The following is a 19,218-nucleotide window of genomic DNA, read 5'->3' as shown; positions in this document are numbered from 1 at the left end:
TGGTCCTCTCGGGTAGCCGTCCAGGTCGACTTCGGCGCACGCTAACACGGGGTCAATTGCCCAAGTGTGCACGTATGTACGGGCTTTCGGGCATGCGGTCGCCGGGCGGACGCCACGCCCCGGCGTCCTGCGGCGACAGCCTCCGGTACGTCTGCTCCCCCGGCGGCCGCCACCACACCGGGTCGGCACACCGCACGCCCTCCCTGCGCAGCGCAGCCCGCTGGATCTTGTTGGTCGCCGTCACCGGCATCCGCTCCACCACCCGCACGAACCGGGGCGCCATCTTCGTCCCCAGATCCGGCTGGGCCAGCAGGAACTCGGCGAAGTCCAACGGCTCGAACCGCCCGGCGATCGTCGCCATCACCTGGTCCCCGGTCACCGGATCCGGCACCCCGTACACGGCGACGGCCTCCGCTCCCTCGTACCGGGCCAGGATGTTCTCGATCATCGCGGCGGCCAGGTTCTCCCCGTCGACCCGGATCCGGTCGTCGGTGCGCCCCGCGAAGTACAGGTATCCCTCCCCGTCCCGGTAGAAGAGGTCCCCGGTCCAGTACCACCCGCCCCGCCGCCGCTCCGCCTCCGCCGCCGCGTTCCGCCAGTACCCCTCGAACGGATTCGGCGCCCGGTTCACCAGCTCCCCTATCGCCTGCTCCCCGTTCAGCAGCCGCCCGCCGGAGTCGAAGACGGCGGGCGGGCACTCCTCCCCCGACTCCCGGTCGAGCACGACGAGCCCCGGCGCCGCCCGCCCCACCGCCCCGGCCGGCGTCCCCGGCGACCACTGGATCGCCGCCCCGCCCTCCGAGGACCCGTACCCCTCCACCAGCCGCACCCCGAACCGCTCCTCGAAGGCCGCCGCGTCCACGGCCCCGGCCTCCGTCCCGAACCCGAGCCGCAGCGGGTTGTCCCGGTCGTCGGGGCGCGGCTCGGTGGCGAGGACGTACTGCACGGCCCGGCCGACATAGGTGAAGTAGGTCGCCCGGTACCGCCGTACGTCGCTCAGGAACCCGGACGCCGAGAACCGCCGCCGTAACGCCACCCCGGCGCCCGCAACCAGCGCGGGCGCCCAGTCGGCGATCACGGCGTTGCCGTGGAACATCGGCATGCAGATGTAGTGCACGTCGTCCGGGCCGACGTGGAACTGCCCGGCGAGCGAACGCCCGGCCGCGGCCAGCCTGCCCTGGGAGCAGAGCGCGGCCTTCGGAGCACCGGTGGATCCGGAGGTGAAGTAGAGCAGGATCCGGTCGGCCGGGGTGGCCCGGGAGGCGTCCGGGAAGGCGCCGAGGTAGGGGGAGAGAAGGGAGGCGTACTCCGGTTCGTCGGTGACGAGGAGGCGGACGCCGGGCAGTTCGAGCCCGGCGAGAAGCGGCAGCCGGGCCCGCTCGGTGACCAGGACCGGGCACTCGGTGTGCAGGATGTCCCGGGCGAGCTCGGGCCCCCGGCGAGTGGGATTGACCCCGGCGACAGCGGCTCCGGCGAGCGCGGCGGCCCCGAGCCAGAGCGGGAACTCGGGGGTGTTGTCGAGGAGGACACCGATGTGGGGTACGGCGCCGGGAGGCAGCAGGTCGGCGAAGAGCGCCGCCCTGGCCGCAGCCCCGCCGGCCACCTCGTGATGCGTCAGCACCCGCTCCTCGAACCACAGCCCCGGCCGGTGATCACCCCATCGGGCGGCGACTGCTTCAGCGATCGTGCGCCCTTGTAAGGCCATGGAGAAGCAGATTAATTGACACTCCGTCAGATCAACACCCCAGGGGCGCGGGGAACTGCGCGATCAGCCACGACGAACCCGCGGCTCCCCACCCACCGATCGCACCACTCACGGCGCAGACCCGTCCGCCACCGAAAAGATGAAGTGCGCCACCCCCATGAAGACCAGCGCGAACCCGATGAACACCACGAAGAACGCCACCATGCACCCGGTCCCCACGGCCAGCTTCCCCTGCGCGGGCGCCTGTGCCGTGGCGCCCTCCGGGTTCTCCGGCAGGTAGTACACCGTCACGAAGTCACCCTCGACGACAGTGGACCGCCCGTTCCGCTCGTCGATGCGGACGGTACGCCCCTCGGCCGTCGTGAACTCGAACACATGGTGCAGCGTGGTCGTCACGGCCGTGTCCCCGCCGCCGCCACTGGTCGTCGTGTACGACCGCAGACAGCGCGCCTCGGCGGTACGCCCGTGACGCCACGCCCGGCTGATCTGGCTCGACCGCCTCAGCGTCCTGACCAACCCGAGGACACCGACGACGACGAAGATGCCGGGAAGGACATAGAAGAACACTTCCATCAGGCCCATGGGGTCCCCCGTTTCCGAACACCGGTCGAACTGACCGGTGTGGCGGGAACGTACCCCCGCAGCCTGCGGCGGGTCCTCAAGCGAAGCTCAGATCAGCACGGTGTTACCCAGTCGTCGAACGACACCGGTCAGAACGTGACGTCCGAGCAGGCGTAGAACGCGTTGGTCGTGTCGGCGATCGTCCAGACCGCCACGATCACGTGGTGACCGCTCAGCCCCGACGGCAGGGTGCCGCTGTGGCTGAGGGTGGCCGGCGGGCGCTGGCCGTTGTAGGGGACGGTGAGGAACGGGGTGGTGTTGAGGTCCGAACGGGCGAGGGCGTGGTTCTGGTTCCAGCCCTGCTTGGTGACGTAGTACTTGAAGTCGGTCGTGGCGTGCATCGCCGTGAACTGCCAGCGGAACGTGTACGTCTGGCCGCCCGTCACCTTGGTCGTCGGCCAGGCGCCGCCCGACGGCGTGGTGGGCGAGCTGAGCTGGGCGAACCTGCTCAGCCCGCCGTTGCAGATCTGGCCGTCGGCGGGACCGGCCGCCGGGAAGCCCTTCGGGCCCTCGACGCTCTGCGGTTCGTACTGGATGTCGCCGCAGTTCGTCACCGTGCCGTTGGCACAGAGCTTCTGCCGGCTGATGGGGAGGTCGGTGTAGCCGTGCCCGCTGGCGCCGCCGGTGGAGAGTGCGAAGGCTCCTGCGGTCGCCACGCCGAGCACGACGGCCGACACCTTGGTCCGTTTACGCATGCTGCCGCTCCTGGAGAACGTGGGGGAAGTTCGATGAGCCGTGCAGGTCTAGACCAAGTCCCAGATTATTGCCGCGAATTGAACATGTCCATACCAATCACGGCGCGGACCCGGTACGCCCCGAACAGAACGCCACCGTCAGGTCCCGCACCAGCACCTTGCGCTCGTAGTCGTCGAGTTCGACCAGGCCGCGCATGGTCAGCCGGGTCACCGTGTCCTCGACCGAGTCCACGACGGAGGTGAGCACGGCGGCCCGCTGCTGCGCGTCGAGCGCGGCGATCCGGCGGCGGTGCATGGCCTCGGCGACCTCGGGGGCGTACGCCACCCGGACCGGCTGCACGGAGAACACCTCCAGGCCGATGCCCGCCGCGTCCGCCGTGACCAGCCGGGTCAGCGCGTCCGTGGCCATCTCCACCGAACCCCGGGCGGTACCCGGCGGCTCCACCGGCACCCGGGCCAGCCCGGCCTCCACGCACTCGCGCAGATACCGCTCGTGGTCCTCGACCCCGAGCGCCGCCCGAGCGGTGTCCCGCACCCGCCACACCACCAGGACGACGACCCGGAGCGCGACCCCGTTGCCGTCCGCCGCCGGCATCTCCTCGCTGCGCCAGTGCCGCAGCCGGACGTCGACCCGGCGGCGCAGCAGCAGCGGGTTGACCCAGAGCAGACCGGTGCGCCGTACCGTCCCCCGGTAGCGGCCGAACATGCCGAGCACCCAGGCCCGGCCGGTCACCCCGCGCGCGAGCCCCGCGAAGCCGAACAGGCCGAGCGCGCCGGCTCCGGCGTACGCGGCCCACTGCGCCGGGCCGAGCCCCGCGCTCCCGTACGCCGGCAGGTGCAGCGCGTGCGCCGCGAGCGGCGGCAGCACCCCCGCCCACCAGGAGGTGGCGAAGCCCCCGGCCACGCCGCCGAGCCCCGCGGCCACCCCGGCCACGCCGGGCAGCACCCGGGCCGGGCGCTCCGCCAGTTCGGGGTCGACGGCGGCGACCGGCCGGGGCTTGTTCATGGCCGGCCGGCGCAGCCGGGGCTGCTCGCCGGTGCCCTGGCGGCGGCCGACCACGGCGGGCCGCAGCGGCACCGACACCGGGTCGGGGTCGTCGCGGAACAGCAGATGGACGGGGATCTCGGTGGTGATCTCGTTCTGGATCAGCCGGGGAACGGGACGGGCGGGCGTTCCGCCGTCCGGGGGCCCGTCCGAATCAGGGGTGTGTGCGGTCGTCGTACTCATGCCTGCCTCCAGCCTCCGCGCCAGATGCTTCAGGTGATCGTCGGGTCGTTACAGGAACAGGCGGCGCCAGGTCTCCGGGCCCGGGTAGCCGTCGGCCGCGCCGCCGCGCCAGCCCTGGGCACGCTGGAACGCCTCGACGGCCCTGCGGTCCGCCTCGCCCCAGGCGGAATCGGGGTCCTGGGCGTAGAAGCGGCCGTAGCCCTTCTTGACCAGCTGCCTGCCGAGTCGGGTGACGTGGTCGTTGGTGGCGCCGGGGCGGAAGTAGTTCTTGCCCGGGTAGCCCGGCACCCCGTGCGAGGCGGGGGCGGCCGGGCCCGTGACTGCGGGCTTGATGGTCTTGCCCTTGCCGGTGGCGAGGAGTTCCCAGGTGTGCGGCCCCGGCAGGCCGTCGGCGGCGGCGCCGGTCCAGCCCTGGGCCTTCTGGAAGGCCCGGACGGCCCGCTGGTCCGCCGGGCCCCAGACCGGCCCCGGGCCCTTGGCGTAGTGGCCGCCGGCGCCCCGGGCGACCAGCAGCTGACCGAGGAGGGTGACGTACTTGTTGTCGGCGCCGGGCCCGAAGTAGGCCGCCCCCGGGAACGGCACCGCCGTCTTCCCGGCCTGGGCGCCCGCCGTGCCCGGGTCCGCGATCAGGCCGTTGTAGCGGTAGGGGACGTACTTGGCGGAGTTGGTCCAGTAGGCGTAGGGCGTGGGCTGGCTGCGGGCCCGCGGGGGTGTCTGCTCGTACACCGTGTAGGAGGTGTGGGTGTAGTCCGTCCAGCCGCCGAAGATCACGACGTGGGAGCCCTTCTCGGGGTTGTCCGGGTTGTGGAAGAGCAGGATGTCGCCGGGCTCGAGCTCCTCCTTGGTGATCTTCGTGCCGAACTGGTCGAGGCTCCCGGTCCACTCGTTCCCGGTGAGCCCCCAGGCCATGGAGACATAGCCCGAGCAGTCCTGCCGGTACCCGTCCGTCCAGTAGAGGGTCATGCTGTACGGCACCTGGGCGGCGATCCAGGTCTTGGCCCGGTTGATGATCTGCGTACGGGTGATGGGGGGTGTGGTGACGGGACCCTGGGCGGGTTTGCCGCCCGTCCCGTGCAGGGGGGCCTTGGCGCCCTGCGGGGTCTCGGGCACCGGGTCCACGGGGGCGGCGGGACGGTGCGGGGCGGGCGGGGTGCTGTGGGCGGCGGCGTTCGGGGGGCTCGCGGCGAGGGCGGCGGACGCGGCGGCGGCCACGACCAGGACGCCCCGGGCGGCCGGATGCCCGCCGAAGCGGCCGGGCAGCGGGGACGCGCCCACCCGCCGCCAGTGGACGCATCCGGGGCATTCGCAGTTGTTCGCGGGGTCGAATTCCTCGAATACCGGGGCCGGCATGCGATTCCCCTCACACTTCGGGTGGATATGTCCGGGACTATGCACATTGATCAGTTTCCCAACTGTCTTCCCGGTGCGCATGCTGACGGTCCGAATGATGTACGGCAGGGGCTGGACGGGGGTCGCCCCGGTGGCCGATGGTCGGAGCACGGCCCCCTGTCGGGTAGAGTTCTCGATGTCAGCAGGCGCCGCTAGCTCAGTTGGTTAGAGCAGCTGACTCTTAATCAGCGGGTCCGGGGTTCGAGTCCCTGGCGGCGCACATGACCGATGGCCCCGGCCGCACCTCGTGCGACCGGGGCCATCGCGCGTTCCGGCCCGGATGGCGTACGTCAGCCCCGGATGCCCGCGGCAGGGAGTACGGCCTCACGCCGCCCCTCTCCGCCACCGGCCGGCCCAGCAGACTCCGAGCGCACGGCCGGATCGCCGGCCCCGGCCGGATCACCGGCCCCGGAAGAAGGGCCGGCGGTCCCGCATCCACACCATCCCCACATGCTCCACAATGAACGCGTATGCGCGGTAAACACCGTGTTTCGCTCTTGCGATCATGATGAGCACCGTAGAACCCTGGATGTCCAAAGTGCCGGTGTTTCGCGACACTTGGGGGGTAGATAGCCGGTTGCCAGATCTGCGGGGTGAGGGGCCCCGTCATGAATCGGTGCCGAGGGGGGCATCATGCAACCGGACGGTCACGGTCCGTGTCCATAATCTGTGGGACGACTGTGCCCCGTCATTGACGCGCCCGGCAGGGTCGAGGGGGATCCGAGCGGGCGGTGGGACCGATGACATGCGCTGACATGCGCGTGGGGGGATGACTCATGACGTCGACGCCGATGGGCGCCCGGCAGGAACAGGAATACGACCCGTCACAGACCGCACAGCTCCGGGTGCCCGCGCACCGCACCACCGCCGGTGCCCTGGGCCGTATCAAGAAGACACTGCCCAGATACGACTACGAGCACTACAGCCGGCTCGCGGGCCCCCTCACCCAGCCCGACCCGAGCAGGCCGTACAAGGTTCAGTACCGCTCGCTGCTCTCCCAGGAACCGCACCGCGTCCGCGCCGCGCTGATGCTGGGCGCGGCCCCGCTGCTCTCGCTGGTGCTGCTGACCTGGCTGCTCCAGCCCGAGCACTGGACCCAGCGGGACTACCCGGCGTACGACTTCCTGCCGGCCCTCGACATCGTGATGCTGGTGTCGATCGGCCTGATCGAGTTCTTCCGCTGCATGAACGTGCTGTCGAACGCGCACGCCACCCTGGTCGCCCGCGACCCGGTCCCGGTGATCCCGGAGACCGGCACCCGGGTCGCCTTCATCACCACGTTCGTGCCCGGCAAGGAACCCCTCGACATGGTCACCCGGACCCTGGAGGCGGCCGTCCGGCTGCGCCATCGCGGACTGCTGCACGTCTGGCTGCTCGACGAGGGCGACGACCCGGAGGTGAAGGAGGTCTGCGCGCGCCTGGGCGTGCACCACTTCACCCGCAAGGGCGTCGAGCGGTGGAACCAGCCCAAGGGCCCGCACCGCGCGAAGACCAAGCACGGCAACTACAACGCCTGGCTGGAGGCGCACGGCGACGAGTACGACATCTTCGCCTCCGTCGACACCGACCACGTACCGCTGCCCAACTATCTGGAGCGGATGCTGGGGTACTTCCGCGACCCGGACGTCGGCTTCGTCATCGGCCCGCAGGTGTACGGCAACTACGACACGTTCGTCACCAAGGCCGCCGAGTCCCAGCAGTTCCTCTTCCACGCCCTGATCCAGCGCGCCGGCAACCGCTACGGCGCCCCCATGTTCGTCGGCACCTCCAACGCCGTACGGATCAGGGCGATCAAGCAGATCGGCGGCCTGTACGACTCGATCACCGAGGACATGGCGACCGGCTTCGAGATGCACCGCGCCAAGAACCCGGCGACCGGCCGCAAGTGGCGCTCGGTCTACACCCCGGACGTGCTCGCGGTCGGCGAGGGCCCGAACGCCTGGACCGACTTCTTCACCCAGCAGCTCCGCTGGTCCCGGGGCACGTACGAGACGATCCTCAAGCAGTACTGGAAGGGCCTGTTCAGCCTGGGTCCCGGCAAGCTCTTCAACTACACGATGATGATCATCTTCTACCCGATGTCGGCCATCAACTGGATCCTGGCGGCGCTGAGCTGCGCACTGTTCCTGGGCCTGGGCGCCTCGGGTGTGAACATCGACCCGACCGTGTGGCTGATGCTCTACGGCAACGCCTCGGCGCTCCAGATCGGCCTCTACATCTGGAACCGCCGGCACAACGTCTCCCCGCACGAACCGGAGGGCTCCGGCGGGATCGCCGGCATGGTGATGTCGGCCCTGTCCGCGCCCATCTACGCCCGCTCGCTCATGGACGCGGTGCTGCGTCGCAAGAGCAAGTTCGTGGTCACGCCCAAGGGCGAGTCGGCCAGCCCGGACACGCTGTTCGGGACGTTCCGGATCCACTGGTTCTTCATCCTGGTCTTCGGCGGCTCGCTCGCCGCCGGCTTCGTCAAGGGCCACTCGCAGCCCGCGATGCTCACCTGGGCCACGCTGGCGCTGCTGATCACGGCCGCGCCGATCTTCGCCTGGCAGTACACGCTGCGGAAGGAACGCGGGGCGCCCGTGGCGGTGGCCGAGCCGGAGGACGCGGTACCGGCGGGATACGCACCCACGGCACACGCGCCCCAGCAGCGGCCGACCTGGACGCCGCCCACCGGCAGCGCCGCGGAGCAGACCATGCGGATCGCGCTCGGCGGGCTGGGCGGAAGCAGCGGACTGGGGGGACGTAAGGAATGAACGACAGTGCCGGCCGCCGCCGGGCTCGTCGTCTCGCGATCAGTACGGTGGTCGTGCTCGCCCTGGCCGGGATGAACGGGCCGTGGCTGTACCGCTTCGGGACGGAGCGCTACCACCAGTACAAGATCAACAGACCGGAGTACAAGGCCGAGAACGGCCACTGGGACATCATCGAGTTCCCGAAGGAGTACCGCCAGGACACCATCCACGCGGTGCTCCTGCACACCGGGAAGGTGCTGCTGGTCGCGGGCTCGGGCAACAACCAGGACAACTTCGACGCCAAGATCTACGACAGCCGGATCTGGGACCCGGTCAAGGGCACCGTCAAGAAGGTGCCCACCCCGGCCGACCTGTTCTGCACCGGGCACACCCAGCTCGCCAACGGCAACATCCTGATCGCGGGCGGCACCAAGCAGTACGAGAAGCTCAAGGGCGACGTCAAGAAGGCCGGCGGCGTCATGATCCTCTACAACGAGAACCCGGACAAACCGATGACCCTGCCCAAGGGCACCCGGTTCACCGGCAAGCAGAACGGCAAGACGTTCGTCTCCGACGACTCGGCGCTGATCCCCCGCGCGACGAAGGTCTTCGACAAGAAGACCGGCAAGTTCCTGCGGAACAACCCCGGTTACGCGCGGGTCGTCGTGGAGGCACCCAAGCAGGGCACCAAGTACGAGACCGGCACCCAGGACAACTACAGCATCCAGGGACTGACCGGCGCCGACGCCCGCAACACCTACGGCATCGCCAACAAACTCGGCATGGACAAGCGGGACTTCGAGGGCATCAAGAACACCTACGAGTTCGACCCGGTCGCCGAGAAGTACATCAAGGTCGACCCGATGAACGAGGCACGCTGGTATCCGACGCTCACCACCCTGTCGGACGGCAAGGTGCTCAGCGTCTCGGGACTCGACGACATCGGGCAGCTGGTGCCCGGCAAGAACGAGGTCTTCGACCCGAAGACGAAGACCTGGACGTACACCAAGTACAAGCGCCAGTTCCCGACGTACCCCGCGCTGTTCCTGCTGCAGAACGGCAAGCTCTTCTACTCGGGCTCCAACGCCGGGTACGGCCCGGACGACGTGGGGCGCGACCCGGGGATCTGGGACGTCGACACCAATCAGTTCACCAAGCTGTCCGGGCTCAGCGACCCGAACATGCTGGAGACGTCCGGGACCGTGCTGCTGCCTCCGGCGCAGGACGAGAAGTACATGGTGGTCGGGGGCGGCGGGGTCGGCGAGTCCGCGCTGTCCACGAACAGGACGCGGCTGATCGACCTGAAGGACCCCGACCCGAAGTTCACCGACGGGCCCTCGCTGGAGAAGGGGACACGGTATCCGCAGATCTCCGTACTGCCGGACGACTCCGTGCTGGTGTCGGGCGGGTCCGAGGACTACCGGGGGCGCGGCGACTCCGACATCAAGCAGGCGCGGATCTACGACACCGCCACCAACTCCTTCCGGAGGGTGGCCGATCCGCTGGTGGGCCGGAACTACCACTCCGGGTCGATCCTGCTGCCGGACGGGCGCGTGATGTTCTTCGGCTCCAACCCGCTGTTCGCGGACAAGGCCAACACCAAACCGGGGGTCTTCGAGCAGCGGATCGAGATCTACACACCGCCGTATCTGTACCGGGACTCACGGCCGTCGCTGAGCGGGGGGCCGCAGACCATCGCCCGGGGCGCGTCGGGGACGTTCACATCACAGCACGCTTCGACCATCAAGAAGGTGCGGCTGATCCGGCCGAGTGCCACTACCCATGTGACGGATGTGGATCAGCGGAGCATCGCGCTGGACTTCAAGACGTCGGGGAACAAGGTCACCGTGACCGTGCCGGGGAATCGGAATCTGGTGCCGTCGGGGTGGTACATGATTTTTGTGGATGACGATCAGGGGACGCCGAGTGTGGCGCAGTGGGTGAAGGTGCCGTAGCGCTCCGCGCTGCCGCCGCGCTCCCGCATGTAAGCCTTTGACTGCGGGAGCGTGGTGGCTGGTCGCGCAGTTCCCCGCGCCCCTAGGTATCCGACCCTTGGGCGAGTTTCAAGGCGTAAGTCGGCCACCAATTGCCTGCCTGTGGGCCGCCCTTGCACGTACCGTCCGACTCTCCCGGGCGCTTGACCCACAGGTAGGCGTCCACCAGCGGGTCCGCCGTCTTGGTAGTGGGCGTCTCCCCGAGTGCCCGCCCCGGGGGGTTGCACCAGCGTTCGTCCGGGTTGCCGCCCGCGTACGGGCCGTTGCCGTTTCTGCTGGTGTCGATGACGAAGTGTTTGTTGCCGACCTTCTCCGACAGCTGCTTGCCGTAGGTGATGGAGTCCTGGGTGGAGTAGAAGTTGGAGACGTTGACCGCGAAGCCGTCGGCCTGGGTGACGCCCGCCTCCTGGAGGGGCTGGTAGATCTGGTCGGGGTGGCCCCAGCCGGCGTTGCCCGCGTCCAGGTAGACCTTGGTGTTCTTCAGGGACTTGAGTTTCGTGATCGCGCCGCGCAGGAGGTCGTAGCGCTCCTCTGCGAACCGGTCCGGGGTGCAGCCGTCGACGAGGTGCAGTACCGCGTCCGGTTCCAGGACGATGGTGGCCGGGCGGTCCTGGATGCCGTTCGCGACGCCGTCGATCCACGCCCGGTACGCGTCGCCGTCGGCCGCGCCGCCCTGGCTGTACTGGCCGCAGTCGCGGTGCGGGATGTTGTAGAGGACCAGGAGGGCCGTGCGGTCGGACTTCTGGGCGGCCTCGGTGAAGCCGCGCGCCTCCTGCTCCGGGTTCTCCGGGCCGATCCACTCGCCGGTCGGCTGTGCCGCTATCTTGCGGATCTGCTCGGCGTCGCCGTCCTTGCCGGCCTTCGCGTAGGCCTTCACCTGGCGGGCCGCGTTGGAGTCCGGGTTCACCCAGAACGGGTCGGCCTCCTTGGGCTGTTGGGTGATCGCCACCCGTGGACTCGCGGCGGGCTTGTCCCCGCCTCCGCCGCCGCCCGAGGAGCAGCCGGCGAGCAGCAGCGCCGCTCCCAGTGCCCCGGCCCGGGCCGCCGAGCGGGCCCCCCTGCTGTCGTACATCCAATTCCCCCCTGGGTGCACTTGGCCAGAGCCCAATCGTGACATACCAGCCGCACTCGTCACGAGATCGCCCAACCCTTGTCGGTGAGCTGTTACAGCCCCGGTTGACGGGCGAGTTGACGGGCGAGTCGACGAGTGGGGGGAGGCTTGGCGGGCGCGAACCTAGGCCCGGGCGCCCGTTGCCCTCTAGAGTCGCTTGCGGGCGGCCCGTACCCCGGCCCGCCTTCCCAGCCTCCCGCGCCTGACGCCGGGTTACTCCCGCAGCCCGAGCGCGCGCGGTCGAGGACCGGCCCGGTCGGCGGTCTCAGGGGAGCAGGCCGCCGACCGGGCGCCAGGTGGGTCCGGTCCGGCAGCTCTATGCGGCGGCTCCGGTGAGGTACGCCGAGACGACCACGTTCGCCGTGTAGCTGTGGGTGGTCCGGTCGAAGGTGCCGCCGCAGGTGATCAGGCGGAGCTCGGCACGGCCGGACTCCCGCGTGCCGTAGGCCTGTTGGGCGTCGAAGTGGTCGCGGGGCAGGACCCGGACGTCGTCGACGGTGAACTCGGCGACCGTGTTGTCGGCGCGGACCACGCGGATCGTCTCGCCGGGGCGCATCGCGCTGATCTTGTAGAAGACGGCCGGCCGGGTCTCGGTGTCGACGTGCCCGACCAGGACCGCGGTGCCTACCGAGCCGGGGTCGGTCCCGAAGCCGTACCAGCCGACCACACCGGGCTGGTCGAAGGGCGGCGGGTCGACCCCGCCGTCCCGGTCGAGACCGCGGGAGACCACGGGGGCCCGCACGCCCAGTTCCGGTATGTCGACGCGCTCGGGCACGGCCGAGGTCAACGGCTTGGCGGCGGGCGGGAGTTCGGGGTCGGACGGAGGGCGGCCGACGGCGGCCACGTCACCCGTGGTCGGACCCGTCATACCGTCGGGCACCTCGGTCACCCCGCGGCCCCACAGCCACAGCCCGAGCAGCAGGATCGCCCAGGCCACCCCGGTCAGCAGCCGTCCGGTGCCGGGGGAACGTTCGGTGTCGTCGGTCATGCGGTCCCGTCCTCAGCGCGAACCGCGGCCGCGACGGGCCCTCAGCAGCCCCACGGCGGCCGCGGCGAAAGCCGCGAGGAGCAGGCCGGTCACCGCCTGCGCGGTGTCGGGACCGGCCGAGCGGGACTCCACCGAGGCCAGCGGAGCGGTGCCCCCGCCGCCCGCGTGCACCGGCGCGACCGGCGAGGCGGGCAGCACGCCGGGCGCGTCCGGCCCGGACGACGACTGCGCCACGACGGCGACGCTGCCGGCGACGGCGGTGCCGGCGCAGGTGACCTGCACGTCGTAGGTGCCGGCGCCGATCGTGGAGCGGACCTGGGCCTGGCCGGTCAGCGCGCCGCCGGTGCCGCCGAGGCGGGCGTCCGAGACGAAGGCCGTCGAGGCGGCGGTGCCGGTCGTACCGGAGCAGCCGCTCACCCGCAGCGCCACGACGGACCCGGCGGGCGGGGAAGCCGGGGTCACGGTGACGCCCTGGCCGTCCGCCGCACGGGCGGCCGCCGGGGGGAGGCCGGAGAGACCGGCGGCGCAGACCAGGAGTCCGGTACAGAGAGTGAGGCGAATTGAGCCCATCGTGAACCTCCAGATACCTGGAGGCTCCCCCGCACCGGGCACCCCCGCATCCTCTGGGGGCGCTTTCTTGCTCCGTCCGGGTGGTGACAGGTTTGGTCCCCGCCGGTTCCCGCCGGTCCGGCGGCGGTCCGGCGGCGGTCCGGCGGCGGTCCGGCGGCGGTTCAGATCCGGTCGACGAGGTCCGCGATCGAGTCCACGACCTCGGAGGGCCGGAAGGGGTGGCGGTCGACGTCGGCCGGCTGGGTGACGCCGGACAGCACCAGGAAGGTGCGCATCCCGGCCTCCAGGCCCGCGAGGACGTCGGTGTCCATGCGGTCGCCGATCATCGCCGAGGTCTCCGAGTGGGCGCCGATGGCGTTGAGGCCCGCCCGCATCATCAGCGGGTTGGGCTTGCCGACGAAGTACGGCTGCTTGCCGGTCGCGGCGGTGATCAGCGCGGCGACCGAGCCGGTGGCGGGCAGGTCGCCCTCGACGGACGGGCCGACGTTGTCGGGGTTGGTGGCGATGAACCGGGCGCCGTCGTTGATCAGCCGCACGGCCTTGGTCAGCGCCTCGAAGGAGTAGGTGCGGGTCTCGCCCAGGATGACGAAGTCGGGCTCGTGGTCGGTGAGGATGTACCCGATGTCGTGCAGCGCGGTGGTCAGGCCGGCCTCGCCGATGACGTAGGCGCTGCCGCCGGGCCGCTGGTCGTCCAGGAACTGGGCGGTGGCCAGCGCCGAGGTCCAGATGTTGTCCACCGGCACGTCCAACCCCATCCGGCGCAGCCGTGCGTGCAGGTCACGGGCGGTGTAGATGGAGTTGTTGGTGAGCACCAGGAAGGGCCGTCCGGACTCCCGCAGCTTCTTCAGGAAGGCGTCCGCTCCGGGGATCGGAACGCCCTCGTGGATGAGAACCCCGTCCATGTCGGTGAGCCACGACTCGATGGGCTTGCGCTCTGCCATGTGGTGCGTCTCCTGGCGTGCGGATGGCGTGCGGATGGCGTACGTGCGGGTCATGCGTGAGCTGGGGCGCCGGAACCACGGCGTACCGACGCCCCCAGACTAGACACACCGGGATCACCCGGGAACGCCCGGCTCACCTGCCGGTCGGCCGCCCGCCGGTCACCGGCGTGCGAGCACGTCCGGCAGGTCGGCCACCGAGTCCAGCACCCGGGTCGCCCCGGCCGCCCGCAGGGCATCCGTGTCGTGCGCCCCGGTCAGGACGCCGGCCACCAGCCCCGCCCCGGCACGCACTCCGCTGAGCATGTCGTACGAGGTGTCGCCCACGACGGCGATCTGCCCGACCCCGTCGGCGGCCCGCGTCCGCAGGAACGCCGTGAGGACCATGTCGGGGCAGGGCCGCCCGCGGCCCCCGGCGTCGGCGGGGCACAGGGTGAGCGGCACCAGGTCCTGCCAGCCGAGGGCGGCGAGGACCGCGTCCTGGGTGGCGCGGGCGAAGCCGGTGGTCAGCACGACCGTACGGCCCCGCCCCTGAAGTTCCTCGATGGTCTCGCGCGCCCCGGGCAGCGCCTCGACCCTGCCCGCGTCGACGAGTGCGGCGTACGCCGCCTCGAAGGCCTTGTTGGCCTCCTGGGCCCTGGCCTCCTCGCCGAACAGGTGCCGGAAGACGGAGATCTTGGACTCGCCCATCGTGGCGCGGACGTGGTCGATCATCCGGTCGGGGTCGGCGCCCAGGTGGCGGGCCGCCGCGGTGAACGCCTGCTCGACGAGCCCGCCGTCCGCGACGGTCGTACCGGCCATGTCGAGCACGACGAGCCGGATGTCCTCGGTCGAGGTCGAGGTCGAGGTCGAGGTCGAGTTCAAGGTCATCTCTCTCACCAGTCCAGTGCGTCGGCGGTTGTCTCGGCTATCGCGGGCGAGCAGGTCATGCCGCGCCCGCCGGGCCCGGTGACCAGCCACACCCCGTCGGCCACCTGCTGCCGGTGGACGACCCGCGAGGGGTCGGTGCACTGGGTGTACACCCCGGCCCAGCGGCGCCGGACGCGCGGCAGCGGCCGGCCGAGGAGGGACTCGACGACGCCGGCGAGGTGCTCGTACGGCTCTTCGACGGTGTCGAAGGCGAAGGGGTGTTCGTACTCGTGGGTGTCGCCGATGGTGAGGCCGCCGTCGGCGCGCTGCACCATGAGCAGCTGCATGCGGTGGGCCGCCGCCGTCTCCGGCTGCGGCGAGCGGGCGTTGAGCTCGTCCAGGGCCGGGGAGGCGTACGCGGGGTAGTAGCGGAAGCTGTCGGCGTCGGCGACCGAGGTGGGGAGGGGTTCGCCGAGCGGGTCGGTCTGCATCATCTGGAGGCGGACGCGGCGCACCGGCAGGCCGGGGCCGGCCAGCTCGCGGACCAGGCCGCCGAGCCAGGCGCCGGTGCACAGGACGACGGCGTCGGCGGCATGCACATCGCCGTGGTCGTCCCGGACCGTCCCCGCTCCGGTCACCTCGCGCACCTCCCGGCCCGGCAGGAAGGTGTAGTTCGGGGACTTCAGCAGCTCGGCGCGGAGGGCGAGCTGGGCGGTGCGGGGTTCGACGGCCGCGTCCCGTTCGCAGTGGAGGGCGGCGTCGAAGGCTCCGCGCAGGGCGGGGTTCAGGGCGCGGGCCTCGGCGGGGGTGAGCAGCCTGTGGCCGCGGGCGGCCGCGTCGCCGCGGGCCACGGCGGCCTCGGCGACGGCGAGTTCGTACGCGCCGCGCACCGGGGTCAGCGACCCGTTGGCACGGAAGCCGAGCGCGGGCACCCGGCCGCCGATCTCCTCCCACAACTCCCTGGCCCGCAGGGCGGTTTCGAGTTCCGCTCCGCCCGCGCGCCCGCTCACCCAGATCTGCCCGAAGTTGCGCAGCGAGGCGCCGCGGGCCTCGGCCTCGCGCTCGATCTGCACGACCTCGTGGCCGCGTTCCACCGCCTGCCAGGCATGCATGGTGCCCACCACGCCCGCTCCGACGACTGTCACTCTCACGACCGCCACGCTCCTCGCGACTGGGGAACCGGAAAGGTCCGGCTGACAACGAGAGCGTGAACCGGCTGACACATTTGGGCTAGACCCGTTATCGTTTCGTGACACACAGAGGGGAGCGGCACCATCCTTAATCAGTGCTTTTCAGCCGCGCAGACGGGTTGTGAACGAGAACCGGTCCCCCCGGTACAGCGACCGCACCCGCTCCAGCGGCCGCCCGTCGGTGTCCCGTGACACCCGGTGGATCAGCAGCATCGGAAGGGCCGGCGGGGTGCCGATGAGGAGGGCCTCACGCGGGGTGGCCAGCACGGTCTCGATGCGTTCGTCGGCGTCTCCGAAGGCGATGCCCTGCTCGTGCAGGTAGCCGTAGAAGGAGGAGTCGGGGTGGAAGTCGGAGTCGAGGTGCGGGACCCGGGCGACGGCGACGTACGTGCTCTCCAGGCCGACCCGCTCGTCGTCGGCGAGCAGCACGCGCTCCAGGTGCCAGACGGGTTCGCCGCGCTCCAGGCCGGTCTCGGCGGCGAGGGCCGCCGGGCACGGGAAGCGGTCGAGGGTGACCAGGCTGCGGCCGGGGGTGCGGCCCTGGCGCCGTACGCCTTCCGTGTAGCTGGCGAGGGAGAGCGGCTGCTCCAGCTTGGGCCCCGCGACGACCGTGCCCCGCCCCTGCCGGCGCAGCTTGCCCTCGAGGACCAGTTCGCGCAGCGCCTGCCGGACTGTCTCGCGGGCGACCCCGTACTCCTCCGACAGATCACGCTCGGTGGGGATGAGACCGCCCTCCCCCAGCGCGCCGACGAGCTGGTCGATCCGTGCCTTCACCGCGTAGTACTTCGGGATGCGGCCGTGCTCGGGGATGCCGGAGCGGACGGGGGCGCCGGGGGCCTGGTCGTTCGGGTAGTCCACGCAGGGATGGTCGCAGACCGCGCCTTCCGCACCGGACAAGGGTCAGAGGGTCACCGCCGTCGGCGTGCCAGCAGGAACGCGCCGGCTCCTACGGTGAGCAGGGCGAGGGCGGCCGTGAACAGGCCGTGGGCCAGGCCGAGGCCGGTGCGGGCCAGTTCGCGGGCGCGTTCCCCGGCCGCCCAGGCGCCCTCGGCGTCCCAGGGTCCCCCGCCGTCCCCACCATCCCAGCCGTCCCCGCCGTTCCGGCCTCCCCGGGCCTCGTCGGTGAAGGGCCGGGCGCTGCCGCCGGGTGAGGCGGCGGGAGTGACCCCGGGTGTGGCTCCGGGGCTGGCCCCCGGGCTGGTGTCGGGGCTGGTGTCGGGTGCGGCGGGGCTTCCGGAACTTTCAGGGTTTCCGGGGCTTTCGGGGCTGGCCCCCGGGGGCGTCTGTGGGCCGACCTGCGGGCCGACCTGCACGCCGCCGGAAGGGACGGCGGGGGCGAGGCTAGCGGGCGGGGGAGGCGGTTCGCCGCCGATGCCGAAGCGGTAGTCGTTCGACTCCCCCACCCACTCGCCGTCCGACCCCCGCCGCTGGACCACGGCCGCGTTGGCGGTGACCCCGTTGCGGACGGCGTCGGAGGTGACGGCGAGTCTGACCTTGACCGAGACGGTCGCCCCGGGTGCCACGGTGAACCCGGGGAAGCCGGTCCCGTCGAAGACGCCGACCAGCTCGGACTCGTCGGTCACGGTCAGCGGGACCGGGCGGGTGCGCGGGCCGTCGTAGAACTCCAGCTCGGTCTGGGACGGCTTGAGGGCACGCTTGTCGTCGACGAGGACGACGACCGGGTGGACGTCGGTGCAGGTGCGGCGGGTGACGTTGGTGAGGTCGAGGTACCAGGTGCCGAAGCCGCCGCCGGGTTCGTAGGACGAGGGGCCGTCGTGGAGGCGGGTGGTGAGGGGGAAGCCCGGCTCGTCGGCGCCCGCGCAGGACGTCCCGGCGACGGCGGGGACAGCCGTCGCCGACGGCGCGGGGGCGAGTACGGCGGCTGCGGCGGCCAGGCAGAGGGACAGGGCGGTGCTCAGTCGCATGCGCATGGACAGGTGACTCTGCCGGGCACGGGCCGGGGTCACCGGACGCCACTCCGCGGGAGCGGACTCACTCCGCCCGATCAGCCGCCCCCCGTGCCCCGCCCGGCCGAGCGGCGATCAGCCGTCCGCGCGCCCGAACAGCGGGGCGAGGAGCAGCTGGGCCGCGCCCTCCGCGACACCCCGGCCGCCGCCGGGGGCGAGGCGGACGGGGACCGTCGTACGCAGGCTTCCCTCCCGCCGGGTGTGGTCGTCGAGGACGGCGGCGACCCCGCGCACGAAGGGCTCCGGCGCGGCCGCGATCGTCCGGCCGCCGAGCAGCACGAGGTCGATGTCGAGCAGGCCGGCCAGGTTCGCGGCGCCGACGCCGAGGACCCGCGCCGCCTCGGCCACGTCACCGCGGGCCACGGCCGCCAGGCACAGCGCCTCGATGCAGCCGCGGTTGCCGCAGTGGCAGGGCGGCCCGTCGAGCTGGACGACCTGGTGCCCGAACTCCCCGGCCCCGGTGCGCGCCCCCCGGTGCACGGTGTCGCCGATCACCAGACCGGCGCCCAGCCCCGTACCGAGGAGCAGGCAGGCGAAGGACCCGCTCTCGCCGCCGACGGCGAGTCCGAGGGCCGCCGCGTTGCTGTCCTTGTCGACGACGACCGGCACCCCGAGCCGCTCCGCGAGCGCGTCCCGCAGCGGGAAGCCGTCCCACTCGGGGAACCCGGTGACCCGGTGCAGCACCCCGTGGATGTGGTCGAGCGGACCGGGCGCCCCGACCCCGACCCCGAGCAGGGTGTCGCCGCCGCGCTCGACCAGTTCCCCGGCCAGCTCCACGACCGCGCCAAGCACGGCCTCCGCCCCGGCCCCCAGGTCCACCTCCGCCTGCCGCGCCGCCACCACCGTGCCGTCGAGATCGACGAGCACCGCGCGCAGCTCGTCCCGGTCGAGCTGGATCCCCACCGCGTGCCCGGCGTCCGGCACCAGCCGCAGTACGGTGGCCGGCTTGCCGCCCGTGGACGCGCGCCGCCCGGCCTCCGCGGCGAGGCCCTCCTCCCGCAGCCGGGCGGTGATCTTGCTGACCGCCTGCGGGGTGAGCCCGGTCCGCTCGGCCAGTTCGAGCCGGCTGATGCCGCCCTCGCCCGCCGTGCGCAGCAGATCCAGCACCAGCGCGGTGTTGTGGCTGCGCATGGCCGGCAGATTCGCCCCGGCGGCACCCGGTCGTCCGCTCCTCGTCCTGTTCACGCCACTCATTCTCCCTGCCACTTGCACTTTGGCAACAGCGTTGCGAAAGTAGGACG

The 19,218-nt window shown here is 71.7% G+C and carries 16 protein-coding genes and 1 tRNA gene; 3 read left to right on the top strand and 14 right to left on the bottom strand.

Annotated elements, in window-relative coordinates; genetic code table 11:
• Window positions 1–52 precede the first annotated feature (52 nt).
• The 5 genes from KVT45_RS06465 to KVT45_RS06445 all read right to left on the bottom strand — a co-directional run bounded on the left by KVT45_RS06465 (window position 53) and on the right by KVT45_RS06445 (window position 5,599).
• Window positions 53–1,705, bottom strand: coding sequence for a long-chain-fatty-acid--CoA ligase (locus KVT45_RS06465; RefSeq protein WP_217545512.1), 1,653 nt, complete (start codon window positions 1,703–1,705; stop codon window positions 53–55).
• Between the two features lie 108 nt (window positions 1,706–1,813).
• Window positions 1,814–2,287, bottom strand: coding sequence for a DUF3592 domain-containing protein (locus KVT45_RS06460; RefSeq protein ID WP_308310665.1), 474 nt, complete (start codon window positions 2,285–2,287; stop codon window positions 1,814–1,816).
• A gap of 128 nt (window positions 2,288–2,415) precedes the next feature.
• Entirely contained in the window at window positions 2,416–3,021 is a 606-nt protein-coding gene (locus KVT45_RS06455) for a lytic polysaccharide monooxygenase (RefSeq protein WP_217545511.1), read from the bottom strand.
• A 97-nt stretch (window positions 3,022–3,118) separates the two neighbouring features.
• Entirely contained in the window at window positions 3,119–4,249 is a 1,131-nt protein-coding gene (locus KVT45_RS06450) for an SPFH domain-containing protein (RefSeq protein WP_217545510.1), read from the bottom strand.
• Between the two features lie 48 nt (window positions 4,250–4,297).
• Window positions 4,298–5,599 (bottom strand): peptidoglycan-binding protein, encoded by a 1,302-nt coding sequence (locus KVT45_RS06445; RefSeq protein WP_217545509.1) that lies wholly within the window; start codon window positions 5,597–5,599, stop codon window positions 4,298–4,300.
• A 185-nt stretch (window positions 5,600–5,784) separates the two neighbouring features.
• Here KVT45_RS06445 and KVT45_RS06440 point away from each other — a divergent pair.
• From KVT45_RS06440 to KVT45_RS06430, 3 genes are all read left to right on the top strand, one after another.
• Window positions 5,785–5,858 (top strand) — tRNA-Lys (locus tag KVT45_RS06440).
• A 556-nt stretch (window positions 5,859–6,414) separates the two neighbouring features.
• Entirely contained in the window at window positions 6,415–8,391 is a 1,977-nt protein-coding gene (locus KVT45_RS06435; RefSeq protein WP_217545508.1) for a glycosyltransferase family 2 protein, read from the top strand.
• Entirely contained in the window at window positions 8,388–10,325 is a 1,938-nt protein-coding gene (locus tag KVT45_RS06430; protein WP_217545507.1) for a kelch motif-containing protein, read from the top strand. Before KVT45_RS06435 ends, KVT45_RS06430 begins: the two co-directional genes overlap by 4 nt.
• An 82-nt stretch (window positions 10,326–10,407) precedes the next feature.
• Here KVT45_RS06430 and KVT45_RS06425 read toward each other — a convergent pair whose 3' ends face one another.
• The 9 genes from KVT45_RS06425 to KVT45_RS06385 all read right to left on the bottom strand — a co-directional run bounded on the left by KVT45_RS06425 (window position 10,408) and on the right by KVT45_RS06385 (window position 19,171).
• A complete protein-coding gene (locus KVT45_RS06425; RefSeq protein WP_217545506.1) occupies window positions 10,408–11,436 on the bottom strand; it encodes a glycoside hydrolase family 6 protein in 1,029 nt (342 codons plus the stop codon).
• 355 nt (window positions 11,437–11,791) lie between these two features.
• Complete coding sequence (locus tag KVT45_RS06420; protein ID WP_217545505.1) at window positions 11,792–12,463, bottom strand: class F sortase; 672 nt, start codon at window positions 12,461–12,463, stop codon at window positions 11,792–11,794.
• A 12-nt stretch (window positions 12,464–12,475) separates the two neighbouring features.
• Window positions 12,476–13,033, bottom strand: a complete 558-nt coding sequence (locus KVT45_RS06415) for a hypothetical protein (RefSeq protein ID WP_217545504.1) — start codon at window positions 13,031–13,033, stop codon at window positions 12,476–12,478.
• Between the two features lie 161 nt (window positions 13,034–13,194).
• Window positions 13,195–13,974 (bottom strand): HAD-IIA family hydrolase, encoded by a 780-nt coding sequence (locus KVT45_RS06410; RefSeq protein WP_217545503.1) that lies wholly within the window; start codon window positions 13,972–13,974, stop codon window positions 13,195–13,197.
• A 159-nt stretch (window positions 13,975–14,133) separates the two neighbouring features.
• Entirely contained in the window at window positions 14,134–14,841 is a 708-nt protein-coding gene (locus tag KVT45_RS06405; RefSeq protein ID WP_217545502.1) for a phosphonatase-like hydrolase, read from the bottom strand.
• Between the two features lie 5 nt (window positions 14,842–14,846).
• A complete protein-coding gene (locus KVT45_RS06400) occupies window positions 14,847–15,971 on the bottom strand; it encodes a TIGR03364 family FAD-dependent oxidoreductase (protein WP_217545501.1) in 1,125 nt (374 codons plus the stop codon).
• Window positions 15,972–16,112: 141 nt separating this feature from the next.
• A complete protein-coding gene (locus KVT45_RS06395; RefSeq protein WP_217545500.1) occupies window positions 16,113–16,868 on the bottom strand; it encodes a GntR family transcriptional regulator in 756 nt (251 codons plus the stop codon).
• A gap of 50 nt (window positions 16,869–16,918) precedes the next feature.
• The gene (locus KVT45_RS58030) at window positions 16,919–17,941 is read right to left on the bottom strand and encodes a hypothetical protein (RefSeq protein WP_217545499.1); all 1,023 of its coding nucleotides are present in this window, start codon (window positions 17,939–17,941) and stop codon (window positions 16,919–16,921) included.
• Between the two features lie 111 nt (window positions 17,942–18,052).
• The gene (locus KVT45_RS06385) at window positions 18,053–19,171 is read right to left on the bottom strand and encodes an ROK family transcriptional regulator (RefSeq protein ID WP_217545498.1); all 1,119 of its coding nucleotides are present in this window, start codon (window positions 19,169–19,171) and stop codon (window positions 18,053–18,055) included.
• Window positions 19,172–19,218 lie beyond the last annotated feature (47 nt).

This window comes from Streptomyces sp. GbtcB6, assembly GCF_019091475.1.
Classification (GTDB): Bacteria; Actinomycetota; Actinomycetes; order Streptomycetales; family Streptomycetaceae; genus Streptomyces; species Streptomyces hyaluromycini.
Note: the sequence above shows the minus strand (reverse complement) of the source record. Positions and strands in the feature narration are given on the sequence as shown.

Bases quoted from the DNA above. Each gene is read 5' to 3' on its own strand.
- KVT45_RS06425 (WP_217545506.1), bottom strand. From the start codon at position 11,436: ATGTACGACAGCAGGGGGGCCCGCTCGGCGGCCCGGGCCGGGGCACTG.
- KVT45_RS06430 (WP_217545507.1), top strand. From the start codon at position 8,388: ATGAACGACAGTGCCGGCCGCCGCCGGGCTCGTCGTCTCGCGATCAGT.
- KVT45_RS06405 (WP_217545502.1), bottom strand. From the start codon at position 14,841: ATGACCTTGAACTCGACCTCGACCTCGACCTCGACCTCGACCGAGGAC.
- KVT45_RS06460 (WP_308310665.1), bottom strand. From the start codon at position 2,287: ATGGGCCTGATGGAAGTGTTCTTCTATGTCCTTCCCGGCATCTTCGTC.
- KVT45_RS06415 (WP_217545504.1), bottom strand. From the start codon at position 13,033: ATGGGCTCAATTCGCCTCACTCTCTGTACCGGACTCCTGGTCTGCGCC.
- KVT45_RS58030 (WP_217545499.1), bottom strand. From the start codon at position 17,941: ATGCGCATGCGACTGAGCACCGCCCTGTCCCTCTGCCTGGCCGCCGCA.
- KVT45_RS06445 (WP_217545509.1), bottom strand. From the start codon at position 5,599: ATGCCGGCCCCGGTATTCGAGGAATTCGACCCCGCGAACAACTGCGAA.
- KVT45_RS06455 (WP_217545511.1), bottom strand. From the start codon at position 3,021: ATGCGTAAACGGACCAAGGTGTCGGCCGTCGTGCTCGGCGTGGCGACC.
- KVT45_RS06420 (WP_217545505.1), bottom strand. From the start codon at position 12,463: ATGACCGACGACACCGAACGTTCCCCCGGCACCGGACGGCTGCTGACC.
- KVT45_RS06465 (WP_217545512.1), bottom strand. From the start codon at position 1,705: ATGGCCTTACAAGGGCGCACGATCGCTGAAGCAGTCGCCGCCCGATGG.
- KVT45_RS06410 (WP_217545503.1), bottom strand. From the start codon at position 13,974: ATGGCAGAGCGCAAGCCCATCGAGTCGTGGCTCACCGACATGGACGGG.
- KVT45_RS06450 (WP_217545510.1), bottom strand. From the start codon at position 4,249: ATGAGTACGACGACCGCACACACCCCTGATTCGGACGGGCCCCCGGAC.
- KVT45_RS06385 (WP_217545498.1), bottom strand. From the start codon at position 19,171: ATGAGTGGCGTGAACAGGACGAGGAGCGGACGACCGGGTGCCGCCGGG.
- KVT45_RS06435 (WP_217545508.1), top strand. From the start codon at position 6,415: ATGACGTCGACGCCGATGGGCGCCCGGCAGGAACAGGAATACGACCCG.